16 protein-coding genes are annotated in these 21,374 nt (G+C 55.6%); 9 read left to right on the top strand and 7 right to left on the bottom strand.

The genetic code is table 11. From position 1 onward, the window contains the following. Window positions 1-2: 2 nt before the first annotated feature. The gene (locus tag H6F94_RS12695) at window positions 3-1,454 is read right to left on the bottom strand and encodes an aminotransferase class I/II-fold pyridoxal phosphate-dependent enzyme (protein ID WP_190802603.1); all 1,452 of its coding nucleotides are present in this window, start codon (window positions 1,452-1,454) and stop codon (window positions 3-5) included. Next, window positions 1,451-3,535 carry a glycogen debranching enzyme GlgX gene (gene glgX / locus H6F94_RS12690; RefSeq protein WP_242041161.1) on the bottom strand — a complete coding sequence of 695 codons (2,085 nt, stop codon included), beginning with the start codon at window positions 3,533-3,535 and terminating at the stop codon, window positions 1,451-1,453. Before glgX ends, H6F94_RS12695 begins: the two co-directional genes overlap by 4 nt. A 159-nt stretch (window positions 3,536-3,694) precedes the next feature. On the opposite strand from glgX, the gene H6F94_RS12685 reads away from it, so the two are divergent. The 8 genes from H6F94_RS12685 (at window position 3,695) to H6F94_RS32950 (ending at window position 10,594) form a co-directional block, all read left to right on the top strand. Next, on the top strand, window positions 3,695-4,291 hold the full coding sequence (locus H6F94_RS12685; RefSeq protein WP_190802602.1) for a peroxiredoxin: 597 nt from the start codon (window positions 3,695-3,697) through the stop codon (window positions 4,289-4,291). A gap of 686 nt (window positions 4,292-4,977) precedes the next feature. Continuing rightward, entirely contained in the window at window positions 4,978-5,652 is a 675-nt protein-coding gene (locus H6F94_RS12680) for a Uma2 family endonuclease (RefSeq protein WP_190802601.1), read from the top strand. Between the two features lie 11 nt (window positions 5,653-5,663). Beyond that, complete coding sequence (locus H6F94_RS12675) at window positions 5,664-5,843, top strand: hypothetical protein (protein WP_199320382.1); 180 nt, start codon at window positions 5,664-5,666, stop codon at window positions 5,841-5,843. 229 nt (window positions 5,844-6,072) lie between these two features. Next, window positions 6,073-6,699, top strand: coding sequence for a hypothetical protein (locus H6F94_RS12670; protein WP_190802600.1), 627 nt, complete (start codon window positions 6,073-6,075; stop codon window positions 6,697-6,699). A 7-nt stretch (window positions 6,700-6,706) separates the two neighbouring features. Continuing rightward, window positions 6,707-7,030 carry a hypothetical protein gene (locus H6F94_RS12665; RefSeq protein ID WP_190802599.1) on the top strand — a complete coding sequence of 108 codons (324 nt, stop codon included), beginning with the start codon at window positions 6,707-6,709 and terminating at the stop codon, window positions 7,028-7,030. A 113-nt stretch (window positions 7,031-7,143) separates the two neighbouring features. Continuing rightward, a complete protein-coding gene (locus H6F94_RS12660) occupies window positions 7,144-7,722 on the top strand; it encodes a hypothetical protein (protein ID WP_190802598.1) in 579 nt (192 codons plus the stop codon). 88 nt (window positions 7,723-7,810) lie between these two features. After that, window positions 7,811-8,401: a peroxiredoxin gene (locus H6F94_RS12655; protein WP_242041160.1), complete on the top strand. Its 591-nt coding sequence runs from the start codon at window positions 7,811-7,813 to the stop codon at window positions 8,399-8,401. Window positions 8,402-8,926: 525 nt separating this feature from the next. After that, on the top strand, window positions 8,927-10,594 hold the full coding sequence (locus H6F94_RS32950) for a CAP domain-containing protein (RefSeq protein ID WP_190802597.1): 1,668 nt from the start codon (window positions 8,927-8,929) through the stop codon (window positions 10,592-10,594). Between the two features lie 53 nt (window positions 10,595-10,647). Here H6F94_RS32950 and bcsA read toward each other — a convergent pair whose 3' ends face one another. The 4 genes from bcsA to H6F94_RS12630 are packed head-to-tail and all read right to left on the bottom strand — an operon-like array spanning window position 10,648 to window position 19,215. After that, window positions 10,648-13,248, bottom strand: coding sequence for a UDP-forming cellulose synthase catalytic subunit (bcsA, locus tag H6F94_RS12645; protein ID WP_190802596.1), 2,601 nt, complete (start codon window positions 13,246-13,248; stop codon window positions 10,648-10,650). 16 nt (window positions 13,249-13,264) lie between these two features. After that, window positions 13,265-15,769: a cellulose biosynthesis cyclic di-GMP-binding regulatory protein BcsB gene (locus tag H6F94_RS12640; protein ID WP_190802595.1), complete on the bottom strand. Its 2,505-nt coding sequence runs from the start codon at window positions 15,767-15,769 to the stop codon at window positions 13,265-13,267. Window positions 15,770-15,795: 26 nt separating this feature from the next. After that, entirely contained in the window at window positions 15,796-17,355 is a 1,560-nt protein-coding gene (locus H6F94_RS12635; protein WP_190802594.1) for a tetratricopeptide repeat protein, read from the bottom strand. A 9-nt stretch (window positions 17,356-17,364) separates the two neighbouring features. Further along, a complete protein-coding gene (locus H6F94_RS12630) occupies window positions 17,365-19,215 on the bottom strand; it encodes a porin (protein WP_190802593.1) in 1,851 nt (616 codons plus the stop codon). Between the two features lie 430 nt (window positions 19,216-19,645). On the opposite strand from H6F94_RS12630, the gene H6F94_RS12625 reads away from it, so the two are divergent. Beyond that, a complete protein-coding gene (locus H6F94_RS12625; protein ID WP_190802592.1) occupies window positions 19,646-20,413 on the top strand; it encodes a hypothetical protein in 768 nt (255 codons plus the stop codon). A gap of 6 nt (window positions 20,414-20,419) precedes the next feature. Here the strand turns inward: H6F94_RS12625 and H6F94_RS12620 are convergent, their stop codons facing one another. Then, a complete protein-coding gene (locus tag H6F94_RS12620; protein ID WP_190802591.1) occupies window positions 20,420-21,103 on the bottom strand; it encodes a hypothetical protein in 684 nt (227 codons plus the stop codon). Between the last annotated feature and the right edge of the window lie 271 nt (window positions 21,104-21,374).

The following is a 21,374-nucleotide window of genomic DNA, read 5'->3' as shown; positions in this document are numbered from 1 at the left end:
ATCTAACTCAACTGCACCACTCGAATCGTTCGCAATTGGGGATCAGCAGCGCCACTAATTGTGCAGCCAGGACTCATTTTTAATAGATGTAAATAGTCCACGATCTCAGCTGTAATTTCTTCGCCGGGCATCACGATTGGAATACCTGGTGGATAGGGACATAGCAGCTCAGCACTGATTGCACCGATGGCAGTTTCGAGGGGAACTGCAACTGCCGGTGCGAAATAAGCCTGCCGAGGTGATAGACGCAGAGGTGGGCTGGTTGGCGGTGCTGGCAATGGTGCGTTCTGGATCTGGCTCTTAGGAAATTCCTCCAAAGCCACTAACCCCGCCTTGAGCCGCTCTAGATGAGTTTGCGTATTGCCCAAGCTGAGGATAAACACCAGTTGCCTCAAGCTGGGTAACTCGGCCACCACCCCAAATTGCTCTCGCAGCCAGTCATCGGCGTCAAAGCCAGTTAGAGCCAAGTCCGACAACAACACACAGAGACGAGTGGGATCCAACTGGTATCCAGCAGGGAGATGCTGCGGGGCCAGGATCTGCAAGCGGTCCAACTTCCAGCTTCGAGCTTGCGCTGCCAAGTTCAAGGTCTCTTGCATCAACTGCTTACCTTGCAGAGCCAGTTGACGACGAGCCAGATCCAGCGAAGCCAGCAGCACACTGCTGGGACTAGTGGTCTGGAGCAGGCGCAAAGCTTGAGCAACGCGTCCCGGCTGTACGCGCCCCCCTTGGCCCAAATGCAACATCGAGGCTTGCGACAGAGCACTGAGGGTTTTATGCGTAGATTGCACCACCAAGTCGGCGCCTGAGGCTAGGGCCAAGGGCGGCAGGTCGGGGTGAAAACCGAAGTGGGCTCCGTGCGCCTCATCCACTAACAGCGGCAGGCCGTGATCATGGACCACCTCGGCAATCTGCGCCAAGTCGCAACTAATGCCGTCATAACTGGGGCTGACCAGTAACACGCCTCGCGCTTGAGGATGGGTAGCTAAAGCCTCAGCCACGCTCTGCGCCGAAACTCCCAAAACCAAGCCCTGCGTCTGCCAAACCTGCGGCTCCAGATACACCGGCACCGCATCGGCCAGAATCAAGCCCGCCGCAACCGAGCGATGGGCATTGCGAGGCACCAGAATGGTGTCGCCCGGTTTGCACACCGCCAAAATCATCGCCTGCACGCCGCAGGTCGAGCCATTGACCAGAAACCAAGTCTGAGCGGCACCGTAAAGCTCGGCTGCCAGTTGCTGCGCCGCCTGGATGGGTCCCTGTGGATCGTGCAGGCTGTCAAATTCTGGCAGCTCCGGCAGATCCAGTTCAAAGACTGCCGCCTCTAGAGGTAGCTTGCCTTCGAGATCCCGCAGAGGGCTTCCTTTGTGCCCGGGCGCATAAAACGGTGCCACACCACGAGCGCGGCACGCCAGCAATGCCTCCAGGATCGGAGCTTGAGCTTGTGGGGTCACTCCATCAGCAGCCGTAGGAGTTCCGACACAGACCAGGCCTGGGCTACCGCTCCTTGAGCAGTGTAAGGAGCATCGCCATCGAAAATCTCTGAGATTGAACCGATACAGGCGTCCTGGGTGAGATGCGTGAGCAGAGGTTGCAGATTCACAGACAGGGGCTCATCCGGGTAGAAGCGACGCCAGGCCCGGCCAAAGGGCCCAATCAACCAGCTCCAAACGCTGCCCTGGTGGTAAGCCCGGTCTCGCTTTTGCACATTGCCACCGTAGTGACCAATGTAAGCCGGTGAATGGGGATCGAGACTGCGCAGCCCCACAGGGGTGAGCAGGCAGTCACGGGCGAGTGCCAGCACCCGTCGCGCCTGAGGAACCTCAAAGCCGCAATGGTGAAGCGCTAGAGCCAGTACAGCATTAGGGCGAATAGCGCCATCCGGCACACCATCGGGGCGCAGACAATCGTAGAGGTAGCCGATCTCCGCATTCCAGAAGCGTTGTAGCGCCACGCGTACCTGCTCGGCCCGTTGGCGATAGCGATCGGCCCGCGTCGGGTTTTGGTCGTCTAGGCGAGCAGACCAATCGGCAGCCCAGCAAAGCGCGCTATACCAAAGCGCGTTGATTTCGACGGGTTTACCAGTGCGCGGAGTGATTGCTTGCCCGTCTACAACGGCATCCATCCAGGTCAGGGCAACGTTGCTCGCGCCCCAACTGATCAGCTGGTCAACTGGATCGATCTGAATCCCATAGTGGGTGCCAATCATGTAGCCCTTCAGAATCTGCTGCACTGTGCCGAATTGGCTGGCCAGAAATTCCCAGTCCTGAGTGGCGTTGAGATACAGCCCCAAGGTTTCGATCCAGAGCAGCGCGGCGTCAATGCTGTTGTATAGGGGCTCCTGCCCCGGAGCGGGAAATAGGTTGGGGATCAGGCCATCGCGGCAGTAACGAGCGCAGGTTTGCAGCAGTTCGCGGGCCAAATCATAGCGCTTAGTGCATAAGGCCAGACCGGGCAGTGCAATCAGCAGGTCACGGCCCCAGTCATCGAACCAGGGATAACCGGCAATGATCGAGGGGCTATCCGTGGAAATGCGATGCACCACAAACTGATCGCTAGCCTTGAGCAAAGCCGCCCCCGTTGGTTCTTGCCACAGGGGTAGGGAGCCAAACAAGCCAGTGAGCCGTTCGCTCTCTCGGTTGAGTTCCTGCTCAAAATTAGGAGGGCTATCCGTAGGCAGCAGGATCTCTGAGTTTGTGGCTCGCGAGGCCCCCACGGCCACAACGGCCTCTAGGGTTAGCGTCTCGCCCGGCAGCAGTCGAGTACTGAGGTAACCGGGGCTGAATAGGTCCTCTCGGTCGTTGAGGCCGCGCTCGGTTTCACGAGGATATTGCAGATTCCAGTACCAGAAGCCGTCGGCGGTGTAACGCCCGCTCGACCAACGCAAGGCCCAGGGCACTCCTGGCGACCGCTGCGGATGAGCTTGCAACACGACCTGCTGCGGCTGCATGGTCTGCGTAAAAAACAGCTCAGGTCTAGAACGCTGCTGATGGTGAAAACTGCGCTCGGCAATCAGCGGACGCACCATCAGGTTGGCAGTTTTGCTGCCTTGGTAGCTGTATTCGATCAACACGCGACTGCAAAGCGGTGTGGCCCCATTGGCGGCAGGCAAGCCAGCATGGGGCATCAAAATGCGGCGAGTGATGCTCCAGTCGCTGCCATTGGCGGTGGTTCCTGACCAGACCCAGGTGGGAACGGGCGAAAGGGTGAAGCTTTGCAGGACTTCAAAGCCTAGAGGACTGACAACGCCGCTGGTCCAGAAGTTGGTGCTGAGTTCAATGACCTCGCCTTCGGTTTCTAGGATGACTTCCAGGCGTGAAAGCAGCAGGGTACGCCCGACCGGAGGCTCTAGGGCAGCGACAAGTAAACCGTGATAGGTGCGCGTGTGGGCATCGCAGAGGGTACCACTACTCATACTGCCAAGACCATCCGTTAACAGCCATTCGCGTTGGTCCGGCTCATCTTGCCGGGGATGCAACACTTGGGTTTCACTGCCTTGCATCACTGAGATTGGGCTGATTTCGGCTTTGGTCATGGTCGGTTGGCTCCCCCCAGCACACGTGATCAAACTCGTTATGACTATGATATAGTTCGAAAGGAATCAGGGCCTCATGGTTTGAACTGGCTGTAGTCTGCCAGACATGCACGGCTCGATGGACATTGGACGAAAGTTAAGCGAGGTTATTGGGAAACTATGAGCGAATGTCTGCGCGTTGGACAACTGGCTCCTGACTTTGAAGCAACTGCAGTAGTAGACGAGGAGTTTCAGACCGTCAAGCTGTCCAGCTATCGGGGACAGTACGTTGTGCTGTTCTTCTATCCTCTCGACTTCACCTTCGTCTGCCCAACGGAAATCATTGCTTTCAGCGATCGCCACGATGAGTTTAAGGCTCTTGGCACTGAGGTGTTAGGTGTTTCGGTAGATAGTGAATACTCCCACTTGGCGTGGATCCAAAGCGACCGCAAGGCTGGTGGCTTGGGCGAGCTGAAGTATCCTCTGGTGTCTGACATTAAGAAAGAGATCAGCACAGCTTACAACGTTCTGGATCCAGCGGCGGGTGTTGCCCTGCGTGGTTTGTTCATCATTGACAAAGAGGGCGTGATCCAGCATGCCACAATCAACAACCTTGCGGTTGGCCGCAACGTTGATGAGACGCTGCGGGTATTGCAAGCCTTCCAGTACACCCAGTCTCACCCAGATGAAGTTTGCCCCGCTGGTTGGACTCCTGGGGCTCAAACCATGACCCCCACGCCCGAGAAGTCGAAGGACTATTTCGCGGCGGTTGGTTAAGACCTTTAGTTTCTGACAACCTCACCATTAACTGAGTGAATAGGGCCAGGGGCACATATGTGTCCCTGTTTTTTTGCGTTGATATTCCCATCTCAGCTTTGTCTCGAACTTCGTTCATCATGGCTTGACGCTGAGCAATCGTCATCAGCAGTGGGGATCGCGTGCTAGACAGTTCCCAGCGATTCGAGCCATAAAAAGCTAGAGTTCCCTAAAATCGCGATTGAACTAAAAGTAAGCCCGATGAAACTAAACTAAATCGCGATTCAACTAGATTTCAGCGCGATGAAACTAATCTCAAGCCCGGCAAAACTAGTCTCAAGCTTGGTGAAACTAAATATAAGCACGATGAAACTAAGTTACGCCTCTCTCAAACTAAGTTTGACCCTGGTGAAACTAAATGCTGAAGTGGTTTAAAGCGGACAAGTTCCCTAGTCCCTCGCTAGCGGCCAAGATGACTCAGGCTAGTAGATAAGTTATTTAGTTAGTCTAGACAGCAAGGTTATAAACTGATCAGCAAGGCTTTGAAGGATTCCCTGATGACAGGTTATTTCACTGTAACGGGACGGCGAGATTCTGACACTGAGGCAAGCATGAGATGTTCGCTAGCTTCATCACTAAACCTTCACCTACACTGAACAAACTGAAATCACCTACCATAAAAACACCCAGCAAATCCCGGTTGTCCTATGGTCCAATCCGACCTTTTTCACAACCTGCCCACCAGCGATGAGTTACCCGACTCCGACGATATACCTGTGGATAACGAAGACCAAAACTTGATACCTAATGTCTTGCTGTTCCTCCTAAAAATGATATGGGCGCAGCGCACAGACTGGTATTTTGGTGCGGATATGGGCATCTACCACACCACTGGAGCCCATCCACGAGTACCCATTGTCCCCGATGGCTTCTTAAGCTTGGGGGTTGAACGGCGCAAGGGTGGTAAATCTCGCAGAAGCTACATTACCTGGGAAGAAAACGGAATTGTTCCAATCTTGACCCTGGAAATTGTCTCCTGGTCTCCTGGAGGCGAGTACGACGAGAAGTTAGAGATCTACAGAAAATTAGGTGTTTTGTACTACGTCATCTATAACCCTGAGTTTTGGCAACGAGATAGACACCAACCCTTCGAGGTTTACAAACTGATCGACGGTGACTATCAACTACAAATTGGCGAACCCTTCTGGATGCCAGAAATTGGCTTAGGGATTGGTCGTTTTCAGTCTGTCTCTGGTGGCACGCCCCAAGAGTTACTCTGCTGGTTCGATGCTCAGGGAACCCGCTACCTCACTCCAGAAGAACGGGCAGAACGATTAGCTGCAAGATTGCGAGAATTAGGCGAAGACCCTGACCAAATTTAACTGAAGACCTAATGGCCAGAGACAAAACCAGCCTCGATATCTTCTGGCTCAAGGACAACAGCCCAACTGACCTAGACACTGACCTGGACAACCTGCCTGATCCAGACGTGTTAGCAACTGAGATTGTCGAAAGTCTGGCAGCAGGGCTAGAGAACTTCCGGGCAATTGCCGCAGCCTTCAATCAATCCTGAACCTCAGAACAAAGCCCCAGAACAAACAGTTGCAACAAATCCGCTCCTCTGGTAGTGTTTTCTTCATTACTCGCAGGAGAGGATTTTGCCTATCGAAAAACACCCCAAAAACTTAAGCGCTACCTAGAAGCTTGAAGCAACTCCTAGATAGCTAACCCCCTAACTGCGCACAAGGCAGTCCGGCGGCTGACAGGTGATTTTAACACCTCATTAGCCACCCCGACTTGCTATGGAAATCATCGGGGTGGCTCAATCATTGCGGCGGCATCCCGGTAAGGGCAGGGCAATCCTGCCCCTACCCAAGGGCCGCATTCTGACGCCTCTAAAGGGCAGGGAAACCCTGCCCCTACCCACGACTGTGAAATTGCAAACCCCTCGGTTTTCAATCATGAATTCCGTAGGGGCAGGGTCTTCCTGCCCAGTGCAACATTGCCGCCTCTCTTCTACAACTCGCCTCCCCATGCGCAAACTTTTGCAACTGATCGATCCGCGTCAATTCGAGATTTCTCTCAGCTATCTCGCCACCTATTTAGGCATTACCCAAGACTGTATTTTGCGCTTCGAACAATGGGCCAACGTCTTATTTGTGCATCGCAAAGATCGCGGTGGCCAATTCATTAGTTACCGCAATCTCATTCAATGGCTCGAAGCCTGCGTTCAAGCCATTCGCACTTGCGAAAGCCATCAAGCCCTGAAAGAACTCGGCCAATTGCTCAAAACCGAACTCCAACGCTTCACCTATGCCCCCGATGCCATTGCTTACTTGCGTCGCTTGTGGCAACAACGCAAAGCCCAGTTAGATCTCGACCTCAACCTGCGCAGTTTTTACACTCCCATCCCTATCTCCAATCCTTAAGGCCCTAATGACCCCCTCCAACCCCTCCCAAATTCGTCTTCTACTCTGGGACTACATCACTCGTGAAATTCGCCTACCCGCTGCCTCCAAAAGCATCTTGCTAGCCCTCGCCAACCTCACCGATCCGCGCAGCCGCACTGCCCATGCCCCCATTTCCCTCCTAGTCGTCTACGCGGGCCTTAGCCAATCGGATGTCAGCCGTTTGCTCGGCAATCTCGACGCCAACCAATGGATCGAAACCAATCGTATTCCCGCCGATCCCGGTCGCCCGCCGATCACCGTTTACAACCTGTCCAGTCAATTGATTCAGCTGGCCCTGCGCCAGAGCTAAAGTTCAGCTAGGGCATCAAAATCAGTACATCAAAAGGCGTAAAAGTGCTTAAGCACAACGCCTGCCTCCAGCTTCCAGTGCTTTGATGGGAGGAGAGGCCTTTGGTTGTTCCCATGCCCCAGTCATCCTTTGCGGTTCTGACTACTCTATTCGGGGCCGCGGCCCTGGTATTGCCCCTCGGTCCAGTCTCGATGGCTCCAGCCTCAGCGCAAACCATCACGACTACCGATGGCTATCGGGTAGTATTGCCCATCCCCGTCGTCAATTGCGCCTCAGCCGCTAGTCGCGTCTCTGTTGCCGTGGTTGATCCGTCCACAGGGGTTGGCTACAACACCTGCCGCTCCTCTTCTGTCCCGCCGCCCCGGTTTCAACTGCCAGGAGAGCCAGCTCTGCAACAAACCAACAGCGGCAGTCGCTCCCCCAGCAGCCCCAACCCCGCCACCGGTAACAACGCACCCTCCAACGTCACCGCTTTACCGCCTCCCATTCCTGTAGCTCCAGGCGCACCCACTGCCCCCGGGACTACAACACCAGCGCAAAGCAGCTCAGCCTCATCCTCTGCGCAAACCTGGTCTCCTGACCGAACCGTGGGCGAAACCATCGACATTGACCGGACCTACAGACCTCGCAGAGCGGTTGAAGCTCCGCCCCCTGCCTGGTGGGATCTAGCTTTGCCCCCCAGTACCCGCTAAACAGCCGCTCTAAAACTTGGTAAGAACTAAAAAGCTCTGACCTAGCAGCTCAGCACAGACGAGGTTGTAAAGTTACATTAAGTAAACTTTGAGCCTTCCGTCCATGCTCGACTTCTTGCGCCGTTCTTTGGAGCGTTTGCCCCTGTTGCAGGTTTTCCTGAGCAGTTGTTTGGCCTGCCTGTTGTGCTTTCAGGCTTCGCCTGCCCTCGCGCAGTGGGGAACCACTGACCTGCCGCCCTTAGATAGCGCCGCACCAGAATTTACCCTACCTAGCAACGCTGGAGATGGCGAAATTGGTCTGTCGGACTATCGCGGGCAGTGGCTGGTGGTGTACTTCTACCCCAAAAACTTCACCTCTGGCTGCACTTTAGAAGCCCGCCGCTTCCAGAAAGACCTGCCCCAATACCGCAAGCTCAACACGCAGATTTTGGGCATCAGTGCCGATAGCGTTTCGTCTCACACCAAGTTCTGCGACTCTGAAGGGCTCACCTTTCCTTTGCTGTCAGACCCCAACGGTCGAGTCAGCGCGGCTTACGGCTCCTGGATGGGCGATATTTCCCTGCGCAACAGCTTCATCATCGACCCAGAAGGCGTGATCCGCGAGGAATTCGTGCTGGTCAATCCATCCAGCCACAGCAGCGAAGTTCTGGCCCGTCTCAAGCAACTCCAGACCACATAACTACAACTTCTGCACCCAGGCAAGTCGCAACCTTGGCCGTTTCAACACCCTCTCGGTTCAGACTTGCGCACCGAGAGGGCTTGGCAAGGCAACCTGTCAGTATTATCAGTTTGTTAAGCAGGAGTTTAAGTGTTAGCTCAGTGCTAATACGGGAAGAGAGGAGACTAATTATCCCTCAACCTGAGATTTAAACTGAGAACTTAAGGGAAATATTGCTAAAGCTAAACCAAGACTCAGTAGGACTACTAACGCCTATCAGTAAGACTACGGCTTAAGCTCAACTCATTAGAAATTCATATTATTCGGATCAGAAAAGAAGCATAAAACAGTTCAAAAGTGGGTAACCTTGTCAGCCCAAGCTTCCTAGACAAAACCCTCTATAAAATTTCTGTAAACCTACAGAGATCAACCAAAAAAGATGTCGTCGTTTTACGGATAAACACTCTTATAATTGCTTCTCAGTCCCCGTTAAGCTGCTCATTAGCAATCAAGAACGAAAGAATTGCTGATTACGGGGGGACAATTATGGTTTTCAATCCGAGCGGGCTTGAGCAAGAGATGCTTGAGCGGATCAATCAGATGCGGATTAATCCAACTGCAGGATTGAACGCCTTGGTCAATAGCGTCAATCCTTTGCATTCGCTTGATCCGGCAATTAACTCAGCCTTACTTCAATTCAAGGTCAACGCCTCTGTCTTAGCTTCACAATGGAGCGCCTTGACTCCAGCTCAGCCTTTAGCCTGGTCAGGAGCGCTATACAGTGGTGCCCATGCTCATAACCAGGCAATGATTAGCCAAAATACACAAACTCACCAAGTAGCCGGTGAAGCGCCCCTGAGTGGTCGTGCGATCAATAACGGTTATGGCAACTGGTCTAACCTTGGTGAAAATGTCTACGCTTATGCAACTTCAGTCCTACAAGGTCATGCCGGCTTAGCAATTGACTGGGGTAATACCAGCACAGGCATACAGCTGAACGCAGGACATCGCGCCAATATCATGAGCCGCAACTTCCGGGAAGTTGGCATTGGCATTACCACGACGAACGGTACCAACAATCGGCTTGGCCCCCTAGTGATTACCCAAGATTTTGGTAATCGTTCCAACTTTGGCAATTCCTGGTTATTGGGCGTCGTGTTTAAGGACGCTGATCGAGATAACTTCTACGACAACGGTGAAGGTTTAGGCCAGATCCGAGTGCAGGCGACCGGAACTGCCGGTACGTTTACTGGAACCACGATGACCGCAGGTGGTTATCAAATGCAACTGCCGAGCGGCGCTTATACGGTAACCTTTTCAGGCGGAACCTTGAGCGGACCCATTAGTCAGCAAGTGACGATTGGGGGGACCAATGTCAAGCTCGACGCTAATACCGCACTTGGCTCCTCTATGACCGCACGGACTTCAGTACAGGAGATTGGCAGCGCGGGCAATGATGTTTTGCTTGGCGATGCTGGCAATAATCGCTTGATGGGCGAAGCAGGCAATGACCGGCTTGTGGGCATTGCTGGTAATGATTTCCTCAACGGCGGTTTGGGCAATGACCAACTGCTCGGCGGGGTTGGCAACGACACCTACATCATCGATAGTGCCGGGGATATCGCTAACGAGGGACTGGGCGCAGGCATTGACACGGTTCGGGCTTTTGTCAACGCAACCCTGCGACCCAACTTGGAGAATCTAGCCCTGGTTGGCTCTGCCACAGTCGGTAACGGCAATGATTTGAACAACCGGCTCACAGGCAATGCCCTCAATAACGTCCTCAATGGCGGTGCTGGCAATGACCTGCTCACTGGTGGCGCTGGCGATGACCGTTTAGTCGGCGGTGCCGGTAATGATCTGCTAACGGGTACAGCGCCCAGTGTCTTGGGTGTGAATGAGCGCGACGTGCTGATCGGCGGTGGCGGTGCAGACCGCTTTGTATTGGGAACCAATGCTGCTGCCTTCTACAACGACGGCAATTCCCAGAGCACTGGCTTGGGTGATTATGCCCGCATTGTCGGCTTTAACCCCTTTGAAGACACAATCCAGTTACACGGTGCAGCCTCAGATTATCGGTTAGGGGCAGTTCCCGCCGGTCTAGAGAATGGCACCGGCCTTTTCTATACCGGTGCAGGTCAGACTGAGCTGATTGCAGTAATCCAGAGTGCAGCAGGGTTACAGATAGGCGAGAACGGCTGGGCTTTTGTCTAGGGCCTTTTCTAGGCCCTTTGTCTAGGGTTTATGCCTGAAGTGTTGACGCATAGCTACTGCACAACTTGAGGCCTGTAGTTCTGGTCCAGTTGGTACAAAACAGCTTGCAAACGGCTCTCTTGCTGGGGCTGAAGCTGCACTGGAAATTCCAGTTCTACCTTGGTAGTTTCCCGTAGCTTATTAGATCTACTGGCTCCCGTTGGTCCCGGTGGGTGAAATTGGCGCACTGGAACGCTGACGATAAAGCGGTCTAGCTCCGGAGTATCTGCACTGCGCTGAATGCTCAGGTTAAGGACCGGACGCGTGCGAGAGCGTAGCTCCAGTTGCTGAGCAATCTCGGCACTCACTTCTAGCCGCACGCCTGCCAGGTCAATTGCAGTTAGTTTGGTCAAGCTGGTAGTGCCGTCTCCCCAGTCCAACTGAGCCACTGCTGCAATTTGCAAGCGCAGACGACGACTGCGAGCCGGTTGTGGGTTGCGCACGGTACGCACCAGAGTACTGGCGATCATCCAGAGCGAGCGTAGAGGGCGGTCCAGATTGTGATGGTCCTGGGAAGACCACTGACGCACATCACTGAACAGCACCAGCGAGAGCTGGTCCCGTTGCTGCTGCATCAAGTAAGGGGCGAAATCAAACGACACGTAGGTCTTGTCGTCAGCCTGCGGTTCGACCCGAACCACCGTGGCATTGAGACTAACGCAGGCGTCGTAGTCGCCGAAGATCTCCAGTTCCACTTGCGGTGGCAACACCTGCCAGCCCTCCAGCTGCACCAGGGCTCCCCGCTTGCTGATATTCAGGGTGCGACCGATCCAAGAGGTGCCTGAGCCATGCACCAGCACATTCAGCTGTCGGTCGAGGCGGTGAGAGCGGCGCAGTTGCGGTTGCTCCAGGCTGACTAACAACGCACAGACGACCAGCACCAGGTTGTAAAAACACCAGATGGCGTTCAGCAACACCGCTTGCCAAGCTTCGGGTTCAAATAACAGCCAGACTGGAATGGCCAGCACCGAGAGCAGCAGCAGACCTGTCACCGCCAGCAGTGGGCGGGCCGAGCGCCAGTCAAATACCCGTTCTTGAATCGAGCGCCCCTTGTCAGTGACGTTAAACGAACCGGCTTTGGGGTTGAGCAACGCTAGCGTCGTGGCCCAAGCGGTGTAGAAAGACAAGGCAAACTCATAGACCTCGCTCCAAAACGAGAAGCGAACCTTTTTATAGGCAGAGAAATTGGCAAAGGAAGACAGTAGCAAGTGCGGCACAGCAAAGGCAGCAGTTTCCAAACCCAAGCCCTTAACTGGGTTGATGGCAAACAGCAAAAATACCACTGGCGCCAAGGCATAAACCAAGCGCGGCAAGCCATAGAAAAAGTGAAACGTAGCGCCAAAGTAGCAGAGGCGCTGGGGCAAACTCAGCCCTTCTTTGAACAGAGGATTTTCCAGTCGCAAAATTTGCGCCATGCCCCGTGCCCAGCGCACCTGTTGCCCAATCAAGGCCGCAAAACTATCAGGGGCAAGCCCGGCGATTAGGGTTTTGCCGTAGTACACCGACTTGTAACCTCGGCTATGCAGGCGTAGCGAGGTATGGCAATCTTCGGTGACTGTTTCTACAGCAATGCCGCCCACTTCGAGTAGCAGATCTCGCCGTACTACTGCTGCTGAACCGCAGAAGAAGGCTGCGTTCCAGAAGTCATTGCCCCGTTGAATGGTTTTGTAAAAGAGTTCATTAGCTGGGGGCACTTGCCCAGCAGCAATTAAGTTGCGCTCAAACGGATCGGGGTTATAGAACCAGTGCGGCGTTTGCACCATGAATACCAACCGGTCTCGGAAAAAACCGACGGTTTCCTTCAAGATGTTACGCACTGGAATGTGGTCGCAATCGAGGATCAGAATCAGTTCGCCAGTGGTGCGAGTTAGGGCTTGATTGATGTTGCCTGCTTTGGCGTGGTCATTGTCGCCTCGCGTGAGTAAGGTACAACCCAATTCACTACACATGGCCCGTAACAGTTCCCGTCGTTGCTGGGCTAGCAAGCGCCGGGAGTCACCTACGGGGTAGCGGTCTGGACGACCATCGTCGAGGATGTAGACCTGTTTGTGGGCGTAATCAATCCTGGTTGCCCCCAGCGCAGTCTCGCGCACGATCGTGACGTCTTCGTTGTAGGTCGGAATGTAAACATCAACCCAGGGCAGCGCCTTGGGGTCTTTGGGCAGGGGGACGGGTTGGCGCTCTAGCAAGCAAGTCGTTTGAAAGTAGCCCAGCACCAGCGTGAGCACAGCGTACAACTCGGCGCCATAGAGCAGAACGCTGGAGACCGCGTTCAACCAACCGCTATCTAAGTTGAGCGTGTAGGCCGTGCGGTAGTACAGATAACGAAAGGTGACCAGCAAGCTCAGCCATACCAGCAAGCCCCGCAGCCGATCCCACCGCCCTAACACCAGGCCCAGCAAGGTGAGCCCCAGTCCAATCAAGCCCTGCTGCCACACCTCCACTGAGGCCACAATCAGAGGGATATTGAGCAGGGTCAAAACCAGGAGCAGCAGCACGACCTGCCCCTGGCTCAAGCGGTTAAAGGGAAACCGATTGAACGTACCTTCTCGTCTCTCAGGTAGTGCTGCTGTAGCGTCTGTCTCGACGACACTGCCTTCTACTCTTTTAACCATGACGCTTGACCATGCCTTACACAGACTCCCGTCGTTGTGCTGTTCGTTGGATGTAGAGCTGTGCGAGGCCAAAGAGCAGCAGCGCACTCAAAACCGTGATAAACGGCACCAGGTACCAGTTCTGACCGAGAAAGTGGGTCCAGCGCTGAATGCCATTCAGCTTCTCGATGCGGCGAGGCGGCAAACGAGTCAGTACCTTGAGCGAGGCATCGGCATTCAGCAACACGGTATCGCCCTGGACCTGGAAGAAGCGCTGGTCTTGCCGCAACAAGTCTTGAATCTGACGCAGGCCGTCATCGGTCTGTGCAGTGAGGGCCAGCACTGCCCGTTCGTTGTTCCAGGGTGAGAGGGTTTCGGTGATCAAACCCTGGCTATCGGGTAGAGCCTGCAAGCGAGTTTGGCCGCGCAAGCGCCCCAGCACGCTGTCCAAGCGCAACCCCTCGGCTTTGGCCTCAAGCACCTCTGGCAACGGAAAGCGTTCCCGACGGCCCAAGGCGATTAGATGGTGGTCCAGTTGGGCTTGGCGGTTGAGCTTGCTGAGGGTCACAGCCAGGAGCTGCACCGAGTCGGCTTGGCTGAGACGGCCCAAGCGCTCAGCGCTACTCAACATCAGCCCGATTTCGATGGGCGAGGGATTATCGGGTAGCACCAGCGCGGTACTAGAGAGGTCCTGCGGTGCAGCAAAGGGAAAGCCGTAGCGCAGTAACTTTAGATCTGGCAGCTCGAAGGATTCATAGCGGTTGAGCTGAAAGTTGGTATCGCCAGCATGGATGGTGCCCCAAAGCTGTTGATCGGCACTGGCGCCGCAGGCGTTGCGGTTCTGAGGGCTGAGGCGAAAGGCGACCTGCAACTGCGAGTCCGGTTTGATCGAATTACCAGGCAGTGGCACATTGAGCGTGCGGCGCTCCGCCCGGTTAACTTCTAGCGGGGCCGAGGCCAGAGTTACGCCGTCGAGCAGCACTTCCACCGAGGAGTTGCGCGGATCCACCTGCGTGCTATGGCTGTAGCTCAGGGTCATGGTATTGCGGCGCGAGTCAAAAGCCTCACTGGGCAGCGCTCGGAAGTCTAGATTAAGGGCGGGCGCCGACATACCGCGCAAGGTGACATCTTGAGTCACGCCCAAGTCGCTGAGGCCAAAGCGCTCTCCTGTAGGCAGGTACCCAGGCCAGGTTTGGCCCGAAGGACTTGGCACGGCTTCTAGTTGATCCACCAACACTGCCTGACCCACGGCAATTGCCCGATCCGGTGCTTGCACGAGTGCCTGTACCGCCTTAGCAACGCCTTCAGCGCCATTGCCGCTAGCAACCAGGACGGGTAGGGCCTGTTCCGGGCCTCCAGTCACAGCCATCAGTACACCGACATCTGGCGGTAACACCCGTCCCGCACCATCAACAAGCTGGCCGCCCCGGATGGCGAAGGGCAGATCCAGGCTATTGAGCGAGGGCTGGCTGGCTGGGGTGCCGATGATCGCAATGCTGCCCCAATCTCGCAAACGCTCTTGAGCACTAAGCGAAGTAATTAAGCCTTGATCTAAACGCCGGAATTGTGCCAGCCGCCCAAAGTGGGCGCTGAGCCGGGCCGCTGCTGTCAGCCAGTCTGGATCCACCTGGCTAGGCAGTAGATAGCTAATCCGGGTTGTCTCCAGACTCAGCGGGTCGAAGAACGGACGGGGATATTGACTAAAGTCTAGGGCCATCGGTTTAGGCCGAAACTGAAAGACCAGACGCGAATCTGGTAGCACCTCGGTCCAGAGGGCAGGGTCATTAAGGTCAGAGCAGTCGCCAGCAGTGCGCTGTTGGGCAACTACAGCAACCTCGTTGTAGTCCTGCAACAGATTGACTGGCACCGGTACCCGCATCTCGCCAATATTGAGGTCACGTTGGCTGAGGGGCACACTGCCCAAGCTAGTTTCGTTGACTCGCACCGTTAAGTTGGACTGGGGTGCGACCAAGTTAGGGGAATGGCGAAAGCGAATGATCGCTTGCACCGACTGCACCTCCCAACTGGCAGGGCGAGAAAAAGCCAGACGACTCTCAGCCAGTTGTCCCTGCAAGCGCAGACGATTGCCAACAACAGGGCTGCGATTGAATAACAACTCATGGCGCAAACTGGGCTGGGCCGCAGGCTGAGCTGGGGCTGGCTTAGAGACAGGTCGCTCTGCCTGAGCTGTAGATTCTGGTTCAGCTGGGGCTGTTGCGCGGGGTGCTGCTGGACGGGGAGCCGCTGGACGGGGAGCGGGTGCTAAACGTGGCGCAGGTGCAGGTGCAGGCGGGCGCTGACGAACAACCGGGGCGCGGCGTGGCGCACGGGGCAGGGCGAACTCACGAATGACCTGGTTTTCTTGACGTTCCAAGCTCTGGTCAAAACTTTGGGCGGTCACTCGCACCGCCGTCAAGCCAGTGACTAGCAGACAAAGGGGCAGGCACAGGAGCAGACATCCAGCTAAGTAAGAACCTCGGCGGTGCAAGAGCAGCCAACCAGACAACCAACGAAACAAGCGTCGATGCAATCGGTGAAACATGATCTAGAAGGGCAGATAGGTCATGGCTAGTAGCGCTCCCAGGGCGGTTGAAAGCCCCGTTGCAGCAGAAAACCCTGCTCGATATCCTGCATTTCGCGCTGAATATCAGCCTGCTGATCCGGTGAGAGCGCAGTTTGGTTCTGAAGTTGTTCCAATTGGCTCAGGGCGGCCTGTGGCTGTCCATCGCCCCGGAGGACGGCAGTCAAGCCACGGTCGATTTGGATCTGACGGCCAGGGTCCGGGTTGGACGACTGCGCCAGGATACCCTGAGCCTCGCTGTAGAGCTGCCGGGCCAGTTCGAAGTTACGACGTGCCGCCTCAGACTGAGCCCAACCCAGCAGGGCGTCCAAATTGCGGGAATTTTGCACCAAAATGCTGTCGTAGGCAGCAGCGGCGCGGTCGTAATTGCCCAGGGCTTGGGATACCCGACCGACTAGCAGATAGGTGGTGACACTAGGGGTGTTGTTGGCTAGGGCTTCAACCCGCACTTGAGCTTGTTGCGGGCCTTGAGCTACAAGCGCTTGGGCATAGCGCTCGGCAATGCGACCATCGTTGGGATTACGACGAATCAAAGCTTGATAGAGATCTTCGCGGGCCAAGTCTGGGGGCAGTTGGGCAACTAGGGTGTAGAGCGCGGCTGGCAGCTCGTTCGACTGAGGCGCTCGCGTGAGCCAGGTATCGAGCACCTGTTCTGCTTGGGCTGGGGTGATGCGGTTTAAAGAATAAGCAGTTGCCGCGTAGGCCAGGTTGAGATTGGCATTGTCAGGACTGCGCTCTAGCAGTTGTGCGTAGAGCCGCAAGAGCCCTTCCTGGTCGTTGCGGTCGGCATAAAGCCCGGTCAACAGTGCCACAGCATTTTCGGCACGCGGTGAGTTGACCGGCTCTTGACGGATCAGGGTAACCAGAACCTCAGTTGCCTCAGGCAAACGCCCACTGCGGCCCAAGCTGTTGCCGTAGGCCAGAGCGGCATCGCCCCGCGGAACTTGACCCAATTCTTGCGCCCGCTCAAACAGCTCTAGCGCCTGAGGATAACCACCGCCCCAGTTGTAAGCCTGAGCAGCCTCCACCAGCAGTGTCACGTCTGGATTACTACGCAGCAAAATTGCGTAGTCAGCGGCAGCCTGGGCCCAGTTGCGAGAGAAGCGGTAAAGATTTGCCCGTTGGCGACGTGCACTTTGGTCGTTGGGCAGACGTTCCAACAGGGCACTGAGGGCGCGAATGCCGCGTTGCTGCCAGGCTGGACGGTAAGCGCCTAATAGGCCAACGCCGCGTAGGGCTGTTTCATTAGTGGGGTCGAGCTGAACCACGCGCTCGTAAGCGTTGAGCGCCTTTTCATCCAAACCCTGCCGCCGGTAGGCAATGGCTAAACCGAGTTGAGCTGCTGCGGAATTGGGATAGCGGCGGACTGCTTGCTCTAGCGTGGTAATGGCCTGGAGCACTAACCCCCGCTGAATCTGGTCGTAGCCCTGCCGAACCTCTATAGGCAAGCTGGCCTGAGCTAAAGCGGCGGGGCTCAGACCTAATTGGCTACTCAAAATGAGGGTTAGCAGACTTAACCCCAATCGGGTTCTGCGTCGTTGTGGCATGAGTGCACCTCAAGGCTGAACATCAAGAGCGGCACGGCGGCGCGGCAGCAGATCAAGGTCTGTCCGCACTCGGAATCCCAATACGGTTTCGTCTTGGAGGACCTGCACAGAGAAGCCAGCCCGTAGCGCCTGAGTTAACCGGAAGTCGTAGAACAGCTCGACCACACTCGGTGTCTCATCATCGGCGCGGCGCAGATCGTCATCGCTCAACTGCTGTCCGTAGGCCAGGCCCAAACGGTCATCCGGCAAAAACAGATCCAGCAGATTCAAGCCGACGCTGTAGGTGTTGGCCTCTTGGTCCTGGTTCAAGTTGCGATAGTGACCGTAGCGAGCAAATAAGCCCAGGTTGTATTGCGGAATAAAAAATTCGCCATTGATGCCAAAGGCTTCTTCGCGGTCGTTGCGGCCAATGCGATCCACGCCGCCCAAACCATTGCCGTCAGGCCCCCGTCCAGCTTCGACATAGCCCGAGCGCTCACCGCCATCGCGGCTGGAAACGTAAGTTGCGCGCAGGATAGCGTTGGGGATGGGCCGAACCGCTACCTCGCCCGCAATGCTGTCTAACTGGAGGTCAGCCAGGTTGGACCTTGAGGAGAAGCCTGCCAGCTTGAACTCCAAACTATCGGAGGGCGACCAATTGACTAGGGCGGCTGGGCGAGAGAGAGTGTTACTCGAAGATATCGCCGGGTTCGTGGCGAATACTGGATTGAAAAAGTGAGTAGCAGCGTCCTTCGCGAAGCTGTTGCGGTCAAAGTATGAGGTCAGGTCGAGCTGCCCCACAGCAAAGCGTAAGTTTGGCAAGCCGGGTGGTGATGCGGCTATGTACAGCTCATTGAGCAGCAGACCATCTGACTGGCTGTTAGGTACAAAAATCGAACCACTGGCCAGATCTACGCTCGCGCCTACCAAAACTTGCCGTCCTAGCGGATAGCGCCCGGTCAACCGCAAACGGGCTGAGGTGTCGCCGTCGGTGTTGAGTAAAACGCCCTGCAAAGTCAAGGCAGGCTGGAGGCCAGAGTTGCTCAGCAAGGCCTCCGGTGGCGGTTCGGAGGTGGAAACGTTGGGTTGGCTGCGGCGCTGATAGGCAGCCTGATTGAAACGCAGATCGCGGGCGGAGGCCCGTCGGTTGCCGCGCAGGCTAGTGCCTTGGGCTGCGGTAGTTTGCTGAATGATCGCCGTTTCTAGGTCGCTCTGTCCCTGCGCAGCCATGCTCACCAAGGTGCCACTCGCCTGTTCTAAAACGCCTTGCTCTAGAACGCCGTTGGCTTCGGGGGCCAGCTGCGGGGGTAACTGTTGCGGGCCTAACTCGGACGCATCAGGTAGAGCAGTTGGCTCAGGAGGTAGCCTAAGCCGTCTAGCTAAAGTCGGTGGCAATGGTGGTAGCGGCGGCGTTTGCCGGACCTGTACTGGCGTTGCTGACACAGCTGGCTGCGGTGAGCTACGCGGTCGCAAGCTCGGCGGCAAAGGGGTCAAGGGCGGTGTTGTGCCAGTGGGCCGCAGAGTGGATTGGGCCGCTCGCCTTCTGAGGGATGGCGGCAATGGTGGCAGAGGTGGCAAAGGCGGCAGTTCGGCTTGAGCTGGGCTAGGGTCGGCTGAAGCGTCCACGGAGGCACCACCCTGTCCGAGCCAACCGGGCAATTGCTCTTTATTGCTGGCGGCAGCAGGTGCAGACAATGGTTGAGGCGGCGGTACAGATAGAGCTGTCTGTAGCTTGGGCTCTAGCGGTTGCGCAGCTGCTTCAGATCCAGCGTCGGCAAGGGCAGGAGACGACAGAACAGACAGAACAAGGACAGCCAGCAGCGAGGATGACCAGCTTGTGCGAGTCAGCGTTAGCAGGACAATAAAACGGAGTAAAGTCATCGCTGGGAACTACGAAGATGCATGGCTTAGGTACAGCAAAAAAGGTCCAAAAACTCGTGCAAAATTTAATTGCTTCATTCACTAGATCGACCCGACATAGAGCGATCTGTAATTGAGCAATTCCCAATCCTGATTGGCAACAGAATATGCTTACGGGAAATGGCAATAGGGCTGAAGCAGGGCCTTAGTTGCGCATGTACCTTCGGTGCAGCTTCGATAGACCTGCGCCCTAAAGTTTTGAGTTGTTATTGAGTAGTGTTTGCGCTAAACCTTTCTGCTAGTGCCCTAGTCATCCGGAAAGAAGTCAAAGCTCTAAAAAGCCCCCATTTCCATTTACGAAAGCTAAACACCTGCAACTGTCGACCGGATCTAGAACCAGAGTTCTGAAGAAGCGTAGAAAGTATGAATTTCAACCTAAAATCCGCCTGCTATGAGTCAGCGCTCTAACCGGCTGGGCAGAGTCCTGGTCCCCTTCTGTATTCTGTCGGGCTTGTGTTTTAGCCTGACTACCGCCCCCCTAGCCCTCTATGGCCAAAAGCAACTGAAAGCAGAACTGGAGGACAGCTTCCAGTTAGGGGGCGAGCTGAGAAGCTTTGCCGTTCCCTATATCAGCTTGGGTTTGGTCCTCAGTTTAGGAGTTGGCATGTTCGGCGTGATGCTGCTGAAAGATCGCCGTCGCTCTCGCCAACGCACTGCTCTGCGCAATCGCATCACGCAGCTAGAAGCCGCAATCGCAGAGCGGGAGCGCTGGTTAGTCGATCTCAGCTTGACAACTGCCCAGACTCATATTCCTGAAGTTCTGTCAGTTCAGGCAGAAGGGGCTGACCTCAAAGCAGTGCTCAGTGCAATTCTGGAGTGCTTAATTGCAGAATCATCAGAGCCAGATGCTGCTGATATAGCTGGACCAGAAGCCGCCCAACTACCGCCGAGCCGGACCGAGCCGTTGCCTATGCCAAACCAGCAATACTTAAGTCTGACTCAAGTACCACCCCAGAATCTGATTAAGTTGCGGGACGAATCCTTGGCCGGAGCACGGGCAGGGGTATTGCAGATTCAAGCCCCCGAACCTGCCCCCGAAGCTATTCAAGGGCTTGAGCGCCAGGTGGAGCAGCTAACTCAGCAGATTCGCCAGCTCGACAGCAAGCTACAGCAGTCTCTGGCCTCTAGCTATACGGTGATTCGCGATCCTGGCAGCTAGAGCCCATCAGCGCAGAGTCTGCGCCTGGTGCAGGGGAGCGTTGGACTGGGGCAAACTTGGGGCGGCAGGACGACCAAGAGGCAAAATCACTACTTTCGGGGTGGGGTTGCTGAAGGGCAGGGCAGAGGCTGTAGAACCAAGCACGGCCGGGACATCCAGGCTGCGTTCGGCCTGTAGATAAGCCTCGCCATCCTCACCGAAGCTCAAAGCCTGAGACTGAATATTTCTGAAGTTGTAGCCCAAGTTGCGAGCCACTTCGGGCGGCTGGTTACTGCTGAGAACGGTCAGCTGAAAGTAAACTTGGGAGTCAACTGCCATTGGCTCAGCCTGGTACCACGCTTCTTGCCAGGCCTCTTGGGCCAAGCCATCGTCCCCCCTGGCCTGACGCAGATTTAACTGGGCTTGCCACTGCCCCTGTTCGAGTCGGACATCTTGCCGATCCAGCACCGAGTAGGGCCGCTCTCCTATACCGTCGCTGGGCTGCAAGTAGCGGACAGCTTGAACCGCAGCTAAAGTTTGATCTGGCAAATTGCTTCGTCCAGACACCAAAAACTGGCCCGTTTGTCTGTCTGACTGCACTTGCAAAGAGAGGTTCACCTCTGTCGCTGGACCTGAGCAGGCCCAGAGCCCCAGTAGCATTAGCCCGAGACTGAGCCAACGCCCTAAGCCGAGTTGTTGTCCCTTCTTCATTTCAATTTCAAAAAAGGTGGTTTTTTAATAAGAGTTGCTCAAGCAGGACTGCTGATCCACTTGGCCTTCCTGATACTTGCGCTTCTAGATGTCTATAGCGGTTAGCTAATGGACAACGGCCAAATCAGCGAGCACTTCAATTTCACTAGCAGTGTTTAGGGAAGCGGACCCGGAAAGTTTGCCAGATTCGAATGGGGTCAACTAGAGCTAGCGCTTAGTAGTGGTGTAGCAAGGGCCTCAATTTTGTTCCATGACAATTCACTTTTAAGGT

Source organism: Leptolyngbya sp. FACHB-261 (assembly GCF_014696065.1).
GTDB lineage: Bacteria > Cyanobacteriota > Cyanobacteriia > FACHB-261 > FACHB-261 > FACHB-261.
Note: the sequence above shows the minus strand (reverse complement) of the source record. Positions and strands in the feature narration are given on the sequence as shown.